Raw genomic sequence first — 15927 nt, 5'->3', positions numbered from 1 at the left:
CCTCCCCACCGGAGGTCCGGGCCCGGCTTTTCCCGCACCGGGCACGACCCGGGCCGCGGCGCAGCGGCAGCCTGGGCCCGCGAACGCGAGGACGTACGCGGCACCCCCGAGGCGCGAGGACCTGCACACGGGGGGGCACGACAGCACGTGTAACCGACCGACCGTGCACGGGCAGCAGGTGAGCCGCCTTCCGCTTCGCGCAGTTCCTCGCGCCCCCGGGGTGACCACGTACCCCCTCAGATCACCGCGGCGCAGCGGGGGCCTGGGCCCGCGAACGCGAGGACGTACGCGGCGCCCCCGAGGCGCGAGGACCTGCACACGGGGGCACGGCAGCACGTGCAACCGGCTGGCCGTGCACGGGCAGCAGGCGGGCCGCCTTCCGCTTCGCGCAGTTCCTCGCGCCCCCCGGGGTGGCCACGTACCCCCTCAGATCACTCCGGCGCGGCGCAGCAGCCAGCGGTTGGTGGGGCCGACCAGGCCCGCGCGGTCGAGGACGCCGACCGCCTTCGCTGCCATCCGGGTCTTGGTGGCCCGCCAGTTCGGGTTGTGCCGGGCGGCGGCCCGGCCGGCCTTCGGGTCGATGCCGACCGCCGCGTAGAGGCGGGGGTTGATCAGGCCGCTGGTGGAGCGGTGGACGATCAGCCCGATCAGCAGCTGCTCGTAGCAGCGGCGCAGCGGTCCGACCCGGGTGCGGACCAGCTCCTCCCGGGCGTAGGTGATGTGGCGGGACTCCTCGATCACGTGGATGCGGGAGACCTGGCGGGTGAGCGGCTGGAGCGACTCGTCGTTCATCAGCTCGCGCTGGAAGGCGTCGAGGATCTCCTCCACGTACATGGTGCCGCCGAAGGTCTGACTGTGCGTCGAGATCGCCTTGAAGATCCGGCCGAGTTCGTGCGAGAGCCGCCCGGGGCCGTAGGCGGGGACGCCCATCCAGGAGATCATCCTGGCGAACATCACCGAGTGCCGGCACTCGTCGGCGATCTCGGTGAGCGCGTACTGGACGTGGGCGCTGGTCGGGTCCCGGTCGAAGGCGTGGCGCAGCAGCATCTGCATCAGGATCTCCTCGAACCAGATGCCGAGGCTGGCGACGCTGGCCACCTCGTGCTTGCTGAGCTCGATCCGCTGCTCCTCGCTGAGGCCGGCCCAGAGTTCGGTGCCGTAGAGGGAGAGGTGGTGCGGCGGGCAGAAGTAGCGGCCGGGCAGCGGCGGGGTGTCCCAGTCCACCTCGGTGAGCGGGTCGAAGGAGAGCCGGGCCGAGGAGGCGAGCAGCCGCTCGGCGGTGCGGCGGCGCTCCTCGGGCCAGGTTTCGGGGGCGGTCCGGACGGTCTTGGTCATCGGCCCTCTTCCTTCCTCTCGGCGCACGGTGGGGCGTACGGCGGGGCACGCCGGCCCTGTGAGCGGGACGGTAGAAGCTATTAGACAGTGCGTCAATACTTCGCGCAGGTCTGCCTCCCCGGAAGACCTGACCCTCCGTCAACTCTCCCCGGCGGGAAAGCGGTCGGCGGGTCCGCGGATCTTGTCCGGTTCGCCGAACAGACGTGCGCGATCTTCGTATGCTCGGGACACCACACCCCTTGGGTCGACCGAAGCGAGGCTGGCCGGATCATGACGAACCCCCTGACGCACGCCACCGCCCTCTACCACGCGGGCCGCTACGCCGAGGCCGAGGCCGAAGCCCGCGCCATCGCCGAGGCTCCCCGGACGGGGCCGGAGGACATGGTCTTCGGGCTGCTGGCGCTGGAGATCGTCGCGCTGGCCGCGAGCGCCCAGGGCCGCCACACCGAGGCCCTCGGCATCTTGGACGAGGTGCGGCCTCCGTTCGAGGAGTTGATCGGGCCCGAGCACATGCTTGCCCTCAAGCTGCGCGCGGACCGGGCCCAGGTGCTGACCACGCTCGACCGCTACGCCGAGGCCGAGTCGGAGTGCGCGGCCGTCGCCCACCTGGCGGAGCGTCAGATCGAGGCGGGGGCGGAGCCGGAGATGCAGCTCCTGCGGCTCAACGCCCGCAGCGGTCAGCTCCACGCCCTCACCGCGCTCGGCCTCCACCCGGAGGCCGAGGCGGTGGCCCGCCAGGCCATCGCCTCGCACCACGAGGACGACCAGATCTCGCTGATCCTGCGGCTGGGCCTCTGCCGGAGCCTCAACCTCCAGGAGCGCCACGAGGACGCCCTCGCCGAGGCGCGGCTCGCCGACGAGCTGCGCAGCGGCTGGGACGAGGAGCGCCGCCGCCCGGAGACCGGAGCCGTGGAGCTGGCCGCCGCCAGGGCCCTCCTCGGACTGGGGCACGAGGCCGCGGCCCGTCCGCTGGTCGCCACCGCACTCGACGCCTGCCTGACCGCGTTCGGGCCGGACAACTCCCGCACCGTCGAGGCCCGCGAGCTGCTGGAGCGGATCGACGGCGCCTGACGGCGACCGCTTGGGACCGCTCGGGACCGCCGACTGCCGACGGTCAGTCAATCTCCTTGCGGGGGGCGGCCGCCGTCCAGTAGTCCGCGTCGGGCGGGATCCGCTGGGCGAGGTCGGCGCGCACCTGGTCGGCGAGCCTGCGGGTGTCGCGGCGGTTCATGGTGGCGCCCAGGCCCGCGCCGATCAGCAACGGGGTGAGGGAGGGGAGCTTGCGCAGGGTGCTCCGGGTGAGCCGCTTGCGCAGCTTCTGCCGGACCTCGGAGCTGACCGCCATCGCGGCCAGGCCGGCCGGGCGGACCAGGGCGGCCCGGTCGATGCCCCGCCCGTCCGCCCAGGCGCCGACGTACGCGGTGGCCCGCTGCGCCACCGTGCCCCGGGCGGGCACCCCGTAGACCTCGTGCAGCTCGGCGATCAGCTTGATCTCCACCGCCGCCACCGAGAGGGTCTCCGCCGCGATCTCCACCGGCATCGCCGGCGGCACCGGCATCATCGCCGCCGCACCGGCCCCCGCACCGAGCGCGGCGGAGGAGCGGCAGGCGCCGAGGGTGATCAGTTCGGCCAGCTCCTCCGGGGTGGCGGCGGTGGGGTGCTGGGCGCGCAGGGTGGCCAGGCTGCGGATCGGGATCCGGGGCGCGGCGTCCAGCAGCCGGTCGGCCAGCACCTTGCCGCCGTACCCGGCGCCCTTGGCCGCGGCCTTGCCGCCGCGCCCGAGCACGCCGGTCAGCGAACGGACCAGGGCACCGGCGCGCTGGCTCCCCTTCCGCCGGTACCACGCCTCCTGGACCGCGGGCGCGGCGTCGGGCAGGCTGCGCTCCATCTCGGCCGAGAGCGCGGCCAACTGCCCGGCGACGTCCTCCTCGCCTCCCCCGGCTCCCCCGCCCCCGGTTCCCCCGGCGCCTCCCCGGGCGCCCTCCCCCGGCCCGGGGCCGGGCTCCTCGTCTCGCCTCCGTCGGATGATTCCCATGATCTGCGCGTACCCGGTTCGCTCCGCCGCCACGCCGCGCGGCCACCCCGATATCCCCCTGGTACCGCTCAGGTCTCGGTTCGGGCATGCCCACGCCCACGAACCGTCCCCGCCCACCACACTGGGTGCGGCCGGTCCGACGGGGCGTCACGGGGGCGCGCACCACTGCCGACCGGCCGCACCGGAGCCTGCCTCGGCCGCACCGGTGCACGCACCGCGCACCTCCGGACGGGCGCACCACGCGCCGCCGTCCGCCGGGCCCCTCGCCTGCTCGCACGCTCGCACGCTCGCCGAGACCGAGGGGACCACCCGTGCAGACCTCCACCAGACCCCGCGCCACGGACCGCGGCGACCTCCGGCTGGCCGCCCTGCTCTGCGCCGCAGCCGCCGTCCTCGACCTCCTGCTCCTCCTCGTGGCCACCCGCGTCGCCGGTCTGATCCTCTCCTTCCACCTGGGCGGCGCCACCGTCGCCGTCCTGCGCGCCCTCTGGTACCCGGCACCGCCGGCCCGCCAGCTGCGCCGCCTGGCCCTCTGGCTGCTGCTCGGCCAACTCGCCCTGGTGGCAACGCTGCTGGCCACCCTCGTCGCCGTGCACTGGGCCCTGCGCGGCACCCCCTGAGCGGTCCCCGAGCACCTCCCGGCGGCTGCCCCCCGACCGATGGGTACTGTGGGCGAACCACCCCGCGAAAGGCGCCCTCCCCATGACCGAGAACGCCGCCGGACCGTCCGCCGCAGCACCCGGGACCACCGCGCCCGCGCCCCTGCTGCGCCTGACCGGCGTCAGCCGCTCCTACGGCGAGCGGGAGGTGCTGCACCCCGTGGACCTGTCGCTGGCGGCCGGCGAGTGCGTCGCCCTGCTCGGCCACAACGGATCGGGCAAGTCCACTCTGCTCCGGGTCGCGGCCGGGCGCGACGCGCCCAGCAAGGGCACGGTGCGCTTCGACGGCCTCCCGATGGACCAGAACGACCCCCGCGTCCGGGCCCGGGTGGCCGTGGTCGGCGACACCGTCGCCTGCTACCCGGACCTGACGGTCCGTGAACACCTGCTGCTGGTGGCGGTCGCGCACGGCGTGGCCGACGCACCGGCGTGGATCGCCGAGGTACTGGCCCACCGCAACCTCACCGAACGGGCCGACGCCCTGCCCTCGGCCCTCTCCTCCGGCCAGATGCAGGCCCTGCTGCTGGCCTGCGCGATGGTGCGCCCGCGCGATCTGCTGCTGCTGGACGAGCCCGAGCAGCGGCTCGACCCGGAGGCCCGGCGCGATCTCGCCGAGCTGCTCAAGGGCGAACTGGCCGACGGCGTGGCGGTGTTGCTGGTCACCCACCACACCGACCTGGCGCTGGACGTGGCCGACCGGGTGGTGGTGCTGGAGGACGGCCGGATCGTCAGGCAGGGCACACCCCGTCAGGTGCTCGCGGCGGAGTACGCGGAGTACACCGCCCGCACCACCGCCGCCACCGCCACCGACGCGGCGGGTGGGCGATGAGCACCACCACCCCGAAGCCGGAGAGCACCGCCCTCCCGGAGCCGGAGAGCGCCACCGCCCCGGAGCCGGAGAGCGCCGCCGAGCCCTGGTCGGCGGACGACGACTGGACCGACGAGACCCTCGCCCTGCTGCGCGCCCTGCGCGCGCCCCACCGGCGCAACCGCGCCAAGTCCGTCGCCTTCGCGCTCTACTGCGTGGTGCTCGGCCTGGTCGTCTGGGGCGGCGTGCCCAGCCTCGGGCTCTTCCTCCAGGCCTCGATGGGCGCCGACTACACCGGCCACGGTGCGGACCTGCTGGCCGCGATGCCCGCCGGCATCACCGCCGTCGGCCTGACCACCTTCCTGCTGCTGCTCCGGGACGGCCTCTGGCGCGGCCCGGTGGTGCCGCCCCGGGCCGCGACCGACTGGCTGCTCGCCCACCCCGTCCGGCCCCGGCCGGTGCTGCGGCCGTGGTTCTGGCTCTCCTGCGCGGTGGCCGCCTTCCCCGGCCTGGTGGCGGCGGTCGCCGGCATGGTCGCCCTCGGGCTCACCGTGCGCACCGGGCTGCCGGCCGCGCTCGGCTGGTGCCTGCTGGGCGGGATCGGCGTTCCCCTGCTGGCCACCTGCGCCGCCCTGGTGGTGGAGCGCAGTGACGGGGCCGCGCGCTGGGTGCGCCGCCTCACCCCCTTCCTCACCCTGCTGATCCTCGCCCTCGCCGCACAGACCGTCCTCGCCGTCACCGGTCACCCGGTGGGGTGGCTGGAGCGGATCGAGCTCTGGTCCGGCCCCTGGGGCTGGGCCGCCGTCGCCGCGCTGGCCCCGACGCCCGCCGCCGTCCCGGGCGGCTGGATCGCCGCCGGCCTCCTCCTGCTCTCCACCACTGCCGCCCTGGTGGCGGCCGACCGGGCCGCCGGGACCGTCCCGCTGGCGCGCCTGCGCGAACGGGCCCGGACCGCCGCCGGGGTGCTGGCCGCCCTGCGCACGGTCGAGCTGCGCAGCGCCCGACTGGCCGTCAACAGCGCCAACGGCAGCGCCCGGCAGCGCCGCCTGCGCCTCCCGGCCCCTCGGCGGGCCTGGCTGGTGGTGCCCTGGCGCGACGCCCTCGCGCTGCTCCGCTCCCCGGCGAGGCTGGGCCGTGCGGTGGTGCTGGCGGTGCCCGCCCCGCTCTGCGCCGTGCTCGCCCACGGCGCCCGGGGCGGCCTCTCCTGGCTGGCCACGACGGTGGCCCTGGTCTTCGGCTACCTGGCGGTGGCCCAGCTGCTGGAGCCCGCCCGGATCGAGACCGACGACGTCCGGCGGGCCTCCTGGTCGCCGTACCCCTTCGCCGGCCTGATGCTCCGTCACGCCGTGGTCCCGGTGCTGGCCGGCCTGCTACCGGCCCTGGCCTGCGCCGGTTCCCTGCTCGCCCTCGGTGGCGGCTCGGCGGGGGCCGCCGTCTGGCTCCTCCCGGCCGCCGTGCCGGCGCTGGTCGCGGCCGGGCTGGTGAACGCCTGCCGGGGCCCGGTGCGCACCGACCTGATGTACTCCCCCGCCCGGGGCGCGGGCACCGGCGCGGGGGCGGGCGGGAGCACCGGGCCGCTGGTGTTCGCCGCCTGGTACGCGGCCGGGCCGGCGGTGGGGGTGGCGGTCCTGACGCCGCTGTACTCGGCCGCCCTGCGGGCGGGCTCCGCCCCGGCGGTCGCGAAGGCCTCGGCCCTGGCGGTGGTGCTCGCGGTGCTGCTCCTCGTCTGGGCGCGGAACCGAGCCGTGCGGATGAGCACGGCCCGGCCAGGCGGGTCCGCGTCCTGACGGAAGTCGGCCGGATCGCGTCCGTCCTGACTCACCGTCCGCCCGGGTGGTGGACGGTGAGCTCGCCGTAGGCCGCGAGGGCGGCGGCCGGGTCACGCCCCGGCCGCCCGCGCAGCGTGGCATCGAGGAAGGCGAGGGTGGCCGCGGCGGTGACGCGGGGGCCGCCGGTGCGGCCCAGCGAGCCGGTGAGCGAGGGCACCGGCGGCAGGTAGAGGGGGCCGTCGGTGAAGGTGAGGTGGGCCGCGCCGGGGACGGTGAGGCGGTAGCCGGTCGTGGTGCTGGCGTCGAGCGCCTCGGTGAGGCGGGGCAGGTAGCGGGGGTCGGTGTCCGGGGTGAAGGCCTGGGTGAGCGCGAGGGCCGGCTGCTGGAGGGCGGGCACCGTGGGGCCGTGCGGGAAGCCGTCCAGGTCGACGACCGCGCCGAACCGCCGGTCCTGCCGCGCGGCCTGGAGGGCGGCGGCGCCCCCCATGGAGTGGCCGGTCACCGCGGCGCGGCCGGTGTCCAGACGGCCCGTCAGCGGGTCGGCGTCCTCCCCCCGGTCCAGCGCGGTGAGGCGGGTGAGGACGAAGCCGAGGTCCGCGGCCCGGACGGCCGTCCAGCCGGCCGCCAGCTGCTCGTCCCTGTCGCGGTCGCCGGTGGAGGTGGTCGCGGTGGTGACGGTCCGTCCGTCGGCGAGCAGCACGGCGGCGGAGTCGTAGGGGTGGTCGAGCGCGGCCACCAGGTAGCCGTGGGCGGCCAGTTCCTCGGCCCAGGCGGTGTTCTGGGTGCGCACTCCGCTCGAACCGGGCGAGAACAGGACGACCGGGAAGCGGCCGCCCCCGTCCGCCACCGGGGCGTCGGGGACCGCGCGGGTACGGGCGCGCGGTATCCCGTCGAGCAGGAAGCCCGGCAGGCCCGCGGTACGGGCGAGGGCCTCGGAGACGGTCCGCGCCTCGCGCTCGGTCCGCCCGAGGTACCGGGCCCGCTCCGCCCCGCCGGGGCCCTTCCGCGCCGGGTACCAGAGCTGCACCACGACGGTGCGGCGGTCGTCCGGGTCGGAGGTGAAGGTCTCGGGGCGGCCCGGGTCGGTCCACTGCACGACGCGGGTACCGACGGCGAACTCGCCCGAGGGCTCCGGGAACACGGGCACCGGGAACGCCCAGGCCGCCACCGGCCCCGCCGCCAGCAGCCCGACGCAGGCCACCGACCCCGGCAGCGCCGACCACCACCGGACCCGCCGGACCGGCCTCCCCGCACGGGCCCGCAGGACGGGGACGAGGGCGAACGGCAGCGCGACGGCGCCGCCCGCCAGCACCGGCAGCAGCTGCCAGCGGATGCCCGCCACCGCGAGCACCGCCGCCGACAGCACGTAGCCCGCCGCGGCCACGACGGTGGTGCGTCGGCGGGCGGTGGGCGGCAGCCAGCGCGCCAGGGCCAGGGCCAGGGCGGAGAGGAGGGTGAGGAGTTCGGGCAGGGACACGGACAGCTCCGGGATGATCTCGGTCACCCGCCCATCGTCGGGGCCGCCCCCGCCCCGGCACATCAACCCCGGGTCGTCCCCGGACCGTCGCCCGCTGCGCCCGCGGTCGCAGCGGTGCGGGCTCGGTGAGCTGCCGCGTTGCGACCGCGGTCGGTGGCGCGGCTCCTCCTTGAGGCGTACCTCGGGGCGGCACGATCAGACGGTGGGCGCATGTGCGGGCCGCTCCCGGGCCCTACCGTGGCAGCAGTACCGGAGCACCGAAGTGCCGAAGCACCGAGCACGACGCCGAACCGAGCCGACAGGAACGTGTGATGACCGAGGCGGCCACCGAGCCCGGCAGTGCCCAACACCTGCCGCGCGCCCACGCCCGGCACGGCAGGCTTCGACTGCCCCCTCCGCTCGTGGACGCGCTCCTCCCGGCGCTGCTCCTGCTCAACGTCCTGACCACGCACGGGCGTCCGGAGCTCCCGGCGGCCGCGGCCCTCACCACCGCGCTCGCGCTTCCGCTGCTGTGGCGCCGCCGGGCCCCGCTCGCGGTGTTCGGCGCGGTGGCGGCCGCGGCCTTCGCGACCTGGCTGGCCGACCTCCAACTCCCGGCTTCCGTAGCCTTGTTGGTCGCCCTCTACACCGTGGCCGCACACGCCGACCGGCGGGTCACGCTCCTCGCGGGCACCGTCGTCGAGGCCGGGGCCGTGCTGGCCTGCCTGCGCTGGACACCGGAGGGCGCCTTCCTGACACCCTTCGTCGCCGTGACCGCACTGGTCGTCGCGGCCGCCGCCCTGGGCGTCAACGTCCGCACCACGCGCGCCTACCTGACCCTGCTGGAGGAGCGGGCCGCCCGCCTGGAGCAGCAGCAGGACCAGCAGGCACGGCTGGCCGTCGCCGAGGAACGCGCGCGCATCACCCGCGAGATGCACGACATCGTCACCCACAACCTCTCGGTCATGGTCGCCCTCACCGACGCCGCCCTGCACGCGCAGCACCGCTCGCCCGACCGGGCCACCGCCGCGATGCTCCGGACCTCCGAGACCGGGCGCCAGGCCCTCACCGACATGCGGCGCTCCCTGGGCGTCCTGCGGACCGACGAACCCGACGCCCGGCGCCACCCGCTCCCCGGCATCGCCCAACTGGAACCGCTCGCCGAGCAGATGGGCACGGCCGGCCTGCCGACGCACGTCGAGGTGCAGGGCGGCCACGACCACGTACCCGCCACCGCCCAACTGACCGTCTACCGCCTGGTGCAGGAGGCCCTGACCAACACCCTCAAGCACACCCCCGCCGGCACCCGCGCCACGGTCCTCGTCCTCTGCACCGCCGACACCGTCACCGTGGACGTCACCGACACCGGCCCCGCCGCCCTCCCGCCCTCCCACTCTTCCACTCCCTCCGGCCACGGCCTGCCCGGCATGCGCGAACGATCCGCCGCCTACGGGGGCACCCTGCGGGCCGGACCGCTCCCGGGCGGCGGCTGGGGCGTGCACACCCGCCTCCTCCTCGGCGGCGGGCCGGTGCCGGCATGACGATCCGCGTCCTGATCGCCGACGACGAGGCCCTCCTGCGCATGGCCTTCACCATGATCCTGGAGGACCAGCCCGACATGACCCCGGTCGGCGAGGCCCCGGACGGCGCCCAAGCCGTGGCACTGGCACGGGAGTTGCACCCGGATGTGATCCTGATGGACGTCCGGATGCCCGGCACGGACGGCATCGAGGCGACCCGCCGGATCGTCACGGCCTCCCCGCGGACCAAGGTACTGATCCTCACCACCTTCGACCTGGACGAGTACGCCTTCGCCGGCCTCGAAGCCGGCGCCTCCGGCTTCCTCCTCAAGAACACCATGCCCGACGAACTCCTCACCGCCATCCGCACCGTGGCAGCGGGCGACGCCGTGGTCTCCCCCCGCATCACCCGACGCCTGCTCGACACCGTCCGCCCCCACCTCCCCACCGGCACCGGCCCCCGCCGCGACCCCCGCCTGGCCCGGCTCAGCCCCCGGGAGCACGAGGTCCTCCTCCAGGTCGCCCACGGCCTGTCCAACACCGAGATCGCGGCCGAGCTCCACCTCGCCGAGGCGACCGTCAAGTCCCACCTGGGACGGATCCTGCTCAAGCTCGAACTCCGCGACCGGATCCAGGCCGTCATCTTCGCCTACGACAACCGCCTCACCCACCCCGCCTGACGGGCCGTTACCACACCGGGCCCGCCCACCGAAGGGATCCGTACGAACCTCGGATCCCCCCGTACGCCGGTCCCTAGGGTGGCCGCCAGATCGGTTCCGCACGGAGGAGGTCCCCGTCCATGGCCAACGAGTTCCAGCGGCGCAAGCTCCGCAACGTGTTCAACGCCTTCGACGCGGACGGCGACGGCTACCTGCGGAGGACCGACTTCGAGTCCCTGGTGGTCCGCTGGAGCCGGCTCCCGGCCGTGCAGCGGAGCCCCGAACTCCGGGCCCGCGTCGAGGCCTTCCTGCTCGGCTGGTGGGACCACCTCGCCTCGGTCGCCGACACCGACCACGACGACCGGGTCGACATGGACGAGATGCTCGCCCTGGTCGACCAACTCCCCGCCATCCGGGGCACCGTGACCGCCACCGCCGACACCGTCTTCGACGCCGTGGACGAGAACGGCGACGGCCGCATCTCCCGCGAGGAACACCGCCGCCTCGTCGACCTCTGGCACGGCCGCCCCGTCGAGACCGAGGACGTCTTCCCCCTCCTCGACCTGGACGGCGACGGCTACCTCAGCCGCCCCGAATTCGCCACCCTCTGGGCCCAGTTCTGGATCAGCCCCGACCCGTCCGCCCCGGGCAACGCCATGTGCGGCCGCATCCCGGAGCAGTGACGGCACCGCGACGCACCCCGGGCAGCCCTGGCAGAATGCCCGACATGACGACTTGAAGAGCGGACGGCCGACCGTACTGGACGAAGGCCGCGGCCCTGGACACCCTCGCCGACGGTGCCGAACGACGCTGCGGAACCTGCCGGACACCCGTCGGCTCGTACCACTACCGCGTCCACCCACCCGGGTCGTCGTCGTTCGAGCGCTGCGTCGGACTCACCTGGTGCGCGGCCTGCCGGACCTACGCCGCCACGATGGTGCACGTCCCCCGAGCACGAACGCTCGTCGACGCCCTGGCAGGACTACCGACCGGGGAGCGCGAGCGCATCGGCCGTTCGGAGACGCGCCTGGTGCAGTTCCTCAGCCGGCCCCGCCCCGGAGCGGGCGGCGCCGACGGGGCTGCTCCGTCGAGCGGCGGCCCACACGATCAGTCCGGTGCGGCGGGCGGGTAGCGTGGCGCCATGACGATGCGGGTGGTGTCGCTGGTGCCATCGTTGACCGAGGCGGTGGCGGTGACGGGGCGGGAGCTGCTGGTCGGGGTGACCGACTGGTGCAGTGAGCCCGGGGACCTCGACGTGGCGCGGATCGGGGGGACGAAGAACCCCGACGTGGCGCGGATCGTCGGCCTGCGCCCGGACCTGGTGATCGCCAACGAGGAGGAGAACCGCGAGGCCGACCTCGCGGCGCTGCGCGCGGCCGGGGTGGCGGTGCGGGTGACCGAGGTGCGGTCCGTGCCGCAGGCCTTCGACGAGCTGCGGCACCTGCTGACGGAGGATCTGGAACTGTCCCCGCCCCTCTGGTTGGCGGAGGCCGAGGAGGCCTGGGCCGGGCTCGTGCCCGCACCGACCCCGCTCCGGGCCGTGGTGCCGATCTGGCGGCGGCCGTGGATGGTGCTGGGCCGGGACACCTTCGCCGGTGACGTCCTGCGGCGTCTCGGCGTCGAGCCCGTCCACGCGACCCACCCCGAGCGCTATCCCGCCATCCCGATCGAGGAGCTCCGCGCCGAGCGGCCCGACCTGGTGGTCCTCCCGGACGAGCCCTACCGGTTCACCGCCGACGACGGACCGGAGGCCTTCCCCGGTGTGCCCGCCGCACTGGTGAGCGGCCGTCACCTCACCTGGTACGGACCGTCCCTGGCCGAGGCCCCGGCGGTCCTCACCGCCGCACTGCGCAACGCCCTCCCCCACCCGGACGCCCAAGGAGGCACCACCCCGTGAGCACGCCCGCACCCATCGGCATCGGCGCCCTCGCCCCGCTCTCCCGCCCCGGCTGGGTCGAGGCCGGCCGGCACCTGCTGGCCGGGATCGAACTCGCGGTGCGGGAGGTGAACGGCACCGGCGGCATCCACGGCCGTCCCCTGGAACTGACGGTCCGTGACACCGCTGCCGATCCGCAGCGGGCCGAGGCCGCCGTGGAGGAACTGGCCGCCCTCGGGATGACCGCCCTGGTCGGCGAGTACCACAGCGTCGTCGCCCGCGCCGTCGCCGCCCGCGCCGACGCCCTCGGGGTGCCGTTCCTCTGCTCCTCGGCCGTCCTGGACGCGCTCACCGACCGGCCCACCGACCTGGTCGCCCGCATCGCGCCCGCCCAGTCGCACAGTTGGCGCGTCTTCGCGGACTTCCTGCTCGCCGCCGGCCACCGCCACCTCGCGGCGGCGGTCGACCCCAGCGTCTACTGGACCTCGGGCATCGCCGTCCTGCGCTCCCACCTCGCACCGAACGGCGGCACCGTCACCGAATGGGCCGCCGCCGACCTCGACCCGGCCGCCCTCGCCGACAGCGGTGCGACCGCGCTGCTGCTCCTGACCAGCGTCCCCGACCGGGCGGCACAGCTGGTCCGCACGCTCCGTCACGACCCGCGCCTCGCCGGGCTGTTGATCGGTGCCCCGGCCGGGCAGCCCGAGTTCTCCGACTGGGCCGAACAGCTGGGCCCGGACGGCGACGCGGTGCCCTTCCTGCGCTACCTCCCGGCACACCCCACCCCCCGACAGGCCGCCACCGAGGCTCAGCTGCGGCACCACCTCGCCGCCGCCCCCTCCTTCGTCGCCTTCGAGGGCCACGACACCGTGACCGCCCTGGCCGAGGCACTCCGCACCCACGGCACGGACCGCGCCCACCTCACCGCGGCCCTGCCCCACCTCACGGCGGAGGGCACCCGGGGCACCGTCCGCTTCGACCGCGTACCGGGCATCGGCGTCCACCAGTGGGCCTGGCCGCCGGTCCAGGTCGTGCAGCGCGACCCCTCCGCACCGGACGGCTTCCGCGTCCTCCACCAGGGCTGACCGGCATCCTCCGAGGGCAGGGGCACTCGGCCCCTGGCCGGGTGCGCTGTCGGTGCTCGAGACACGTGATGTACAGCGGCCGAGGTCGCGGCTGTGCCGTCGTCCCTGCGGTGCGTGTGCTCACTCGTCGTCGGCGCCCGCCACGTCGCCCGTCTCGCCCTGCCAGTGGGCGAGGTCGTGCCGGGTGGTGAGGGTGTCGGGGTGGTCGGGGCCCAACACCCTCAGGCGGTCGGCGAGCAGCTCCTCGAACGCGGCCACCGCACCCGCCACATCACCCGCCTCCCCCCGCCAGTACGCGAGGTTGCTCCGGGCCGTGAGGGTTTGGGGGTGGTCGGGGCCCAACACCCTCAGGCGGTCGGCGAGCGGTCCCTCCAACGCGGCCACGGCACCCGCCGCATCACCCATCTCCCCCCGACAGGCGGCGAGGCTGTGGCGGGTGGTCAGGGTGTCGGGGTGGTCGGGACCCAACACCCTCAGCTGGTCGGCGAGCAACTCCTCGAACGCGGCTGCGGCCCCCACCACATCACCCGCCTCCCCCCGCCAGCGAGCGAGCTCGTTCCGAGCGGTCAAGGTGTCGGGGTGGTCGGGGCCCGACACCCTCAGCTGGTCGGCGAGCAGTTCTTCGAACGCGGCCACGGCACCCGCCGCATCACCCGCCGCCCCCCGATTGGAGGCGAGGTTGTGCCGGGTGGTGAGGGTGTCGGGGTGGTCGGGGCCCAACACCCTCAGGCGGTCGGCGAGCAGTTCTTCGAACGCGGCCACCGCACCCACCACATCACCCGCCTCCCCTCGCCAGTACGCGAGATTGCTCCGAGCAGTGAGAGTTTGGGGGTGGTCGGGGCCCAACACCCTCAGACGGTCGGCGAGCAATCCCTCCAACGCGGCCACAGCACCCGCCACATCACCCGCCTCCCCTCGCCAGAAAGCGAGGTTGTGCCGGGCAGTGAGGGTGTCGGGGTTGTCAGGGCCGAACACCCTCAGCTGGTCGGCGAGCAGCTCCTCGAACGCGGCTGCCGCACCCACCGCATCACCCGCCTGGCCCCGCCAGGAGGCGAGGTTGTGCCGGGCGGCGAGGGCGTCGGGGTGGGCGGGGCCGTGGCGGTGGGTGGTGGTGTCGACCATGTGCTGGAAGTAGTCGCGGGCGGCGGCGGCCTGGCCGCTGTCGCCGAGGCTGTGTCCGGCGCAGAACAGCACCTTGTGGGCGGCGGGCTGGTGGAGAGTGTCAGAGGCGTGGTTGGTGAGGATGGTGGTGTTGGCCCGCAGGGCTCGGGCCAGAGCGGTGTCGTACTCGATGTCGGGCCAGGCCGCGAGCAAGGCATCGGCGGCGGTGTGGGCGGTGCGGCCGTGCCCGGTCCGGTCGAGGGTGTCGCGCACGGCCCACTGGACGAGTTGGTGGACGCGCACGGCCTGGTGGGCGGTGTCGGGGTCGTGGGTGATGAGGCCGAGCCGGTGCAGGACCCGCAGGGCGGCGACGGCCTCGGCCTGCGTGACAGCGGCAGCGCTTCGCCGCCGGCGCGGCCACCACCAACGGCGACGTCCCGGAGCCGGGAGGCCGCGGGTGAGCGCGAGGTGCGTGAGGGCGGGGGCACTCGTGAGGACGGGCTCGGGAATGCCGTTGGGGTCGAGGAACGCGGCGAGGCTGAGCATCGGAGCGGCCAGACCCACCGGCTGCAGGGCGTTTGCCCGTTCGACCGACAGGGTCCAGGCCGCAGAGACGGCATGGGTCTGATCGTCGGGCAGCGGCGTCGAGGCGGTGTCGGCGAGGGGGCCGGCGCTGTCGGCGAGCAGGGCCCGGTAGGCGACACAGGAGAGACCGGCGTCGATCAGATAGGCGGCGGCCTGGGACAGTGCGAGCGGCAGATTCCCCAAGTCCGTTGCCAGGGAGCGCAGTTCGTCTTCTGGTTCCTGCCGGCCGTGGGCAGCGAGAGCGGCGGCGAGGTAGGCGAGCGATTCGTCGCCGGTGAACAGGCCGACCTCGACCAGGCGGCGTCCTGCGCCGGCCAGCGCGGCGTCCCTGCGGCGGGTGGTCACCAGGGTGCGGCCGTGGGGGCTCTGCGGTGGCCACCAGCCCCGCAGGTCGTCGGGGTCGGCAACGTCGTCGAGCACGACGAGCCAGCGGCACGGCCGCCCCTCGGGCTTGGGCTCCAGCCAGGCCAGGAACGCCTGCGCCGCCACTTCCGGTTCGGCGCCCAGGAGTTCGGCACCGGCCTGCGCGTACCCGGCCACGACCGCCTCGGTGCCGGCCGCGGTGATCCACACCAGCACGTCCAGCTCACCAGCGCCCCATGCGGTGCGGGCGTAGTCCGCGGCCAGCTGCGTCTTGCCGACCCCGCCCAACCCGGTCAGCACCCCGCCCGCCCGGACCCCACCGGCCGGGCCGACCACCGCGGTCCCGCCGCCCTCCAGCACCGCGGCCAGCCGCACGGCCTCCGCCCGGTCCTGGAAGGAGCCGGCCCGCGGGGGAATCCGGCCGACCTGGTGCGGCCATGGCGCAGGCGTACGCGGCGCAGCGTGCACGACGTCACCGGTGCTGATCGTCACGGGCCCGTGGATGCTGCCCGCCGCCACCGACCTCCCACCACTCGCGACGACCGGGAGACCGCCGCCGACGTGCGGACCGGCCGTCGAGCCGGAACGGGCACGGCCACCCTCATCGACGGATCCCACGGACGACCCTCCCCACCGGCCGACGACATCGCCTCGGACGGTACCCACCGACCCTCCC

Annotated in this window: 13 protein-coding genes; 9 read left to right on the top strand and 4 right to left on the bottom strand. The window is 75.3% G+C overall.

Annotated elements, in window-relative coordinates; all coding sequences use genetic code 11:
• Nucleotides 1–426: 426 nt before the first annotated feature.
• A complete protein-coding gene (locus tag ACIA8O_RS26540) occupies nt 427–1335 on the bottom strand; it encodes a diiron oxygenase (protein ID WP_396296482.1) in 909 nt (302 codons plus the stop codon).
• Between the two features lie 270 nt (nt 1336–1605).
• Between ACIA8O_RS26540 and ACIA8O_RS26535 the strand changes: the two genes are divergently transcribed.
• Nucleotides 1606–2406, top strand: coding sequence for a tetratricopeptide repeat protein (locus ACIA8O_RS26535; RefSeq protein ID WP_396296481.1), 801 nt, complete (start codon nt 1606–1608; stop codon nt 2404–2406).
• A 43-nt stretch (nt 2407–2449) separates the two neighbouring features.
• Here the strand turns inward: ACIA8O_RS26535 and ACIA8O_RS26530 are convergent, their stop codons facing one another.
• Nucleotides 2450–3370 (bottom strand): hypothetical protein, encoded by a 921-nt coding sequence (locus ACIA8O_RS26530; protein ID WP_396296480.1) that lies wholly within the window; start codon nt 3368–3370, stop codon nt 2450–2452.
• Between the two features lie 311 nt (nt 3371–3681).
• Between ACIA8O_RS26530 and ACIA8O_RS26525 the strand changes: the two genes are divergently transcribed.
• From ACIA8O_RS26525 to ACIA8O_RS26515, 3 genes are all read left to right on the top strand, one after another.
• Entirely contained in the window at nt 3682–3990 is a 309-nt protein-coding gene (locus ACIA8O_RS26525) for a hypothetical protein (RefSeq protein ID WP_396296479.1), read from the top strand.
• Between the two features lie 82 nt (nt 3991–4072).
• A complete protein-coding gene (locus tag ACIA8O_RS26520; RefSeq protein WP_396296478.1) occupies nt 4073–4858 on the top strand; it encodes an ABC transporter ATP-binding protein in 786 nt (261 codons plus the stop codon).
• The gene (locus ACIA8O_RS26515; protein WP_396296477.1) at nt 4855–6624 is read left to right on the top strand and encodes a hypothetical protein; all 1770 of its coding nucleotides are present in this window, start codon (nt 4855–4857) and stop codon (nt 6622–6624) included. The genes ACIA8O_RS26520 and ACIA8O_RS26515 overlap by 4 nt, the downstream gene beginning before the upstream one ends.
• 31 nt (nt 6625–6655) lie before the next feature.
• On the opposite strand, the gene ACIA8O_RS26510 is transcribed toward ACIA8O_RS26515, so the two are convergent.
• Nucleotides 6656–8146: an alpha/beta hydrolase family protein gene (locus ACIA8O_RS26510; RefSeq protein ID WP_396296476.1), complete on the bottom strand. Its 1491-nt coding sequence runs from the start codon at nt 8144–8146 to the stop codon at nt 6656–6658.
• A gap of 248 nt (nt 8147–8394) precedes the next feature.
• Between ACIA8O_RS26510 and ACIA8O_RS26505 the strand changes: the two genes are divergently transcribed.
• From ACIA8O_RS26505 to ACIA8O_RS26485, 5 genes are all read left to right on the top strand, one after another.
• Nucleotides 8395–9603 carry a sensor histidine kinase gene (locus ACIA8O_RS26505; RefSeq protein ID WP_396296475.1) on the top strand — a complete coding sequence of 403 codons (1209 nt, stop codon included), beginning with the start codon at nt 8395–8397 and terminating at the stop codon, nt 9601–9603.
• Nucleotides 9600–10262 (top strand): response regulator, encoded by a 663-nt coding sequence (locus ACIA8O_RS26500; RefSeq protein WP_396296474.1) that lies wholly within the window; start codon nt 9600–9602, stop codon nt 10260–10262. The genes ACIA8O_RS26505 and ACIA8O_RS26500 overlap by 4 nt, the downstream gene beginning before the upstream one ends.
• Nucleotides 10263–10381: 119 nt before the next feature.
• Nucleotides 10382–10924 (top strand): EF-hand domain-containing protein, encoded by a 543-nt coding sequence (locus tag ACIA8O_RS26495; protein ID WP_396296473.1) that lies wholly within the window; start codon nt 10382–10384, stop codon nt 10922–10924.
• Between the two features lie 464 nt (nt 10925–11388).
• Complete coding sequence (locus ACIA8O_RS26490; protein ID WP_396296584.1) at nt 11389–12138, top strand: helical backbone metal receptor; 750 nt, start codon at nt 11389–11391, stop codon at nt 12136–12138.
• Nucleotides 12135–13202 carry an ABC transporter substrate-binding protein gene (locus ACIA8O_RS26485; protein WP_396296472.1) on the top strand — a complete coding sequence of 356 codons (1068 nt, stop codon included), beginning with the start codon at nt 12135–12137 and terminating at the stop codon, nt 13200–13202. Before ACIA8O_RS26490 ends, ACIA8O_RS26485 begins: the two co-directional genes overlap by 4 nt.
• Before the next feature lie 120 nt (nt 13203–13322).
• Here the strand turns inward: ACIA8O_RS26485 and fxsT are convergent, their stop codons facing one another.
• Nucleotides 13323–15743 carry an FxSxx-COOH system tetratricopeptide repeat protein gene (gene fxsT, locus ACIA8O_RS26480; RefSeq protein ID WP_396296471.1) on the bottom strand — a complete coding sequence of 807 codons (2421 nt, stop codon included), beginning with the start codon at nt 15741–15743 and terminating at the stop codon, nt 13323–13325.
• Nucleotides 15744–15927 lie beyond the last annotated feature (184 nt).

Source organism: Kitasatospora sp. NPDC051853 (assembly GCF_044452665.1).
Taxonomy (GTDB): domain Bacteria; phylum Actinomycetota; class Actinomycetes; order Streptomycetales; family Streptomycetaceae; genus Kitasatospora.
The sequence above is the reverse complement of the archived record's forward strand: the minus strand, read 5'-3'. Positions and strand labels throughout refer to the sequence as shown.

Coding starts and splice junctions, on each gene's coding strand:
- ACIA8O_RS26540 (WP_396296482.1), bottom strand. CDS start 1,335: ATGACCAAGACCGTCCGGACCGCCCCCGAAACCTGGCCCGAGGAGCGC.
- ACIA8O_RS26535 (WP_396296481.1), top strand. CDS start 1,606: ATGACGAACCCCCTGACGCACGCCACCGCCCTCTACCACGCGGGCCGC.
- ACIA8O_RS26530 (WP_396296480.1), bottom strand. CDS start 3,370: ATGGGAATCATCCGACGGAGGCGAGACGAGGAGCCCGGCCCCGGGCCG.
- ACIA8O_RS26520 (WP_396296478.1), top strand. CDS start 4,073: ATGACCGAGAACGCCGCCGGACCGTCCGCCGCAGCACCCGGGACCACC.
- ACIA8O_RS26515 (WP_396296477.1), top strand. CDS start 4,855: ATGAGCACCACCACCCCGAAGCCGGAGAGCACCGCCCTCCCGGAGCCG.
- ACIA8O_RS26510 (WP_396296476.1), bottom strand. CDS start 8,146: ATGTGCCGGGGCGGGGGCGGCCCCGACGATGGGCGGGTGACCGAGATC.
- ACIA8O_RS26505 (WP_396296475.1), top strand. CDS start 8,395: ATGACCGAGGCGGCCACCGAGCCCGGCAGTGCCCAACACCTGCCGCGC.
- ACIA8O_RS26500 (WP_396296474.1), top strand. CDS start 9,600: ATGACGATCCGCGTCCTGATCGCCGACGACGAGGCCCTCCTGCGCATG.
- ACIA8O_RS26495 (WP_396296473.1), top strand. CDS start 10,382: ATGGCCAACGAGTTCCAGCGGCGCAAGCTCCGCAACGTGTTCAACGCC.
- ACIA8O_RS26490 (WP_396296584.1), top strand. CDS start 11,389: ATGCGGGTGGTGTCGCTGGTGCCATCGTTGACCGAGGCGGTGGCGGTG.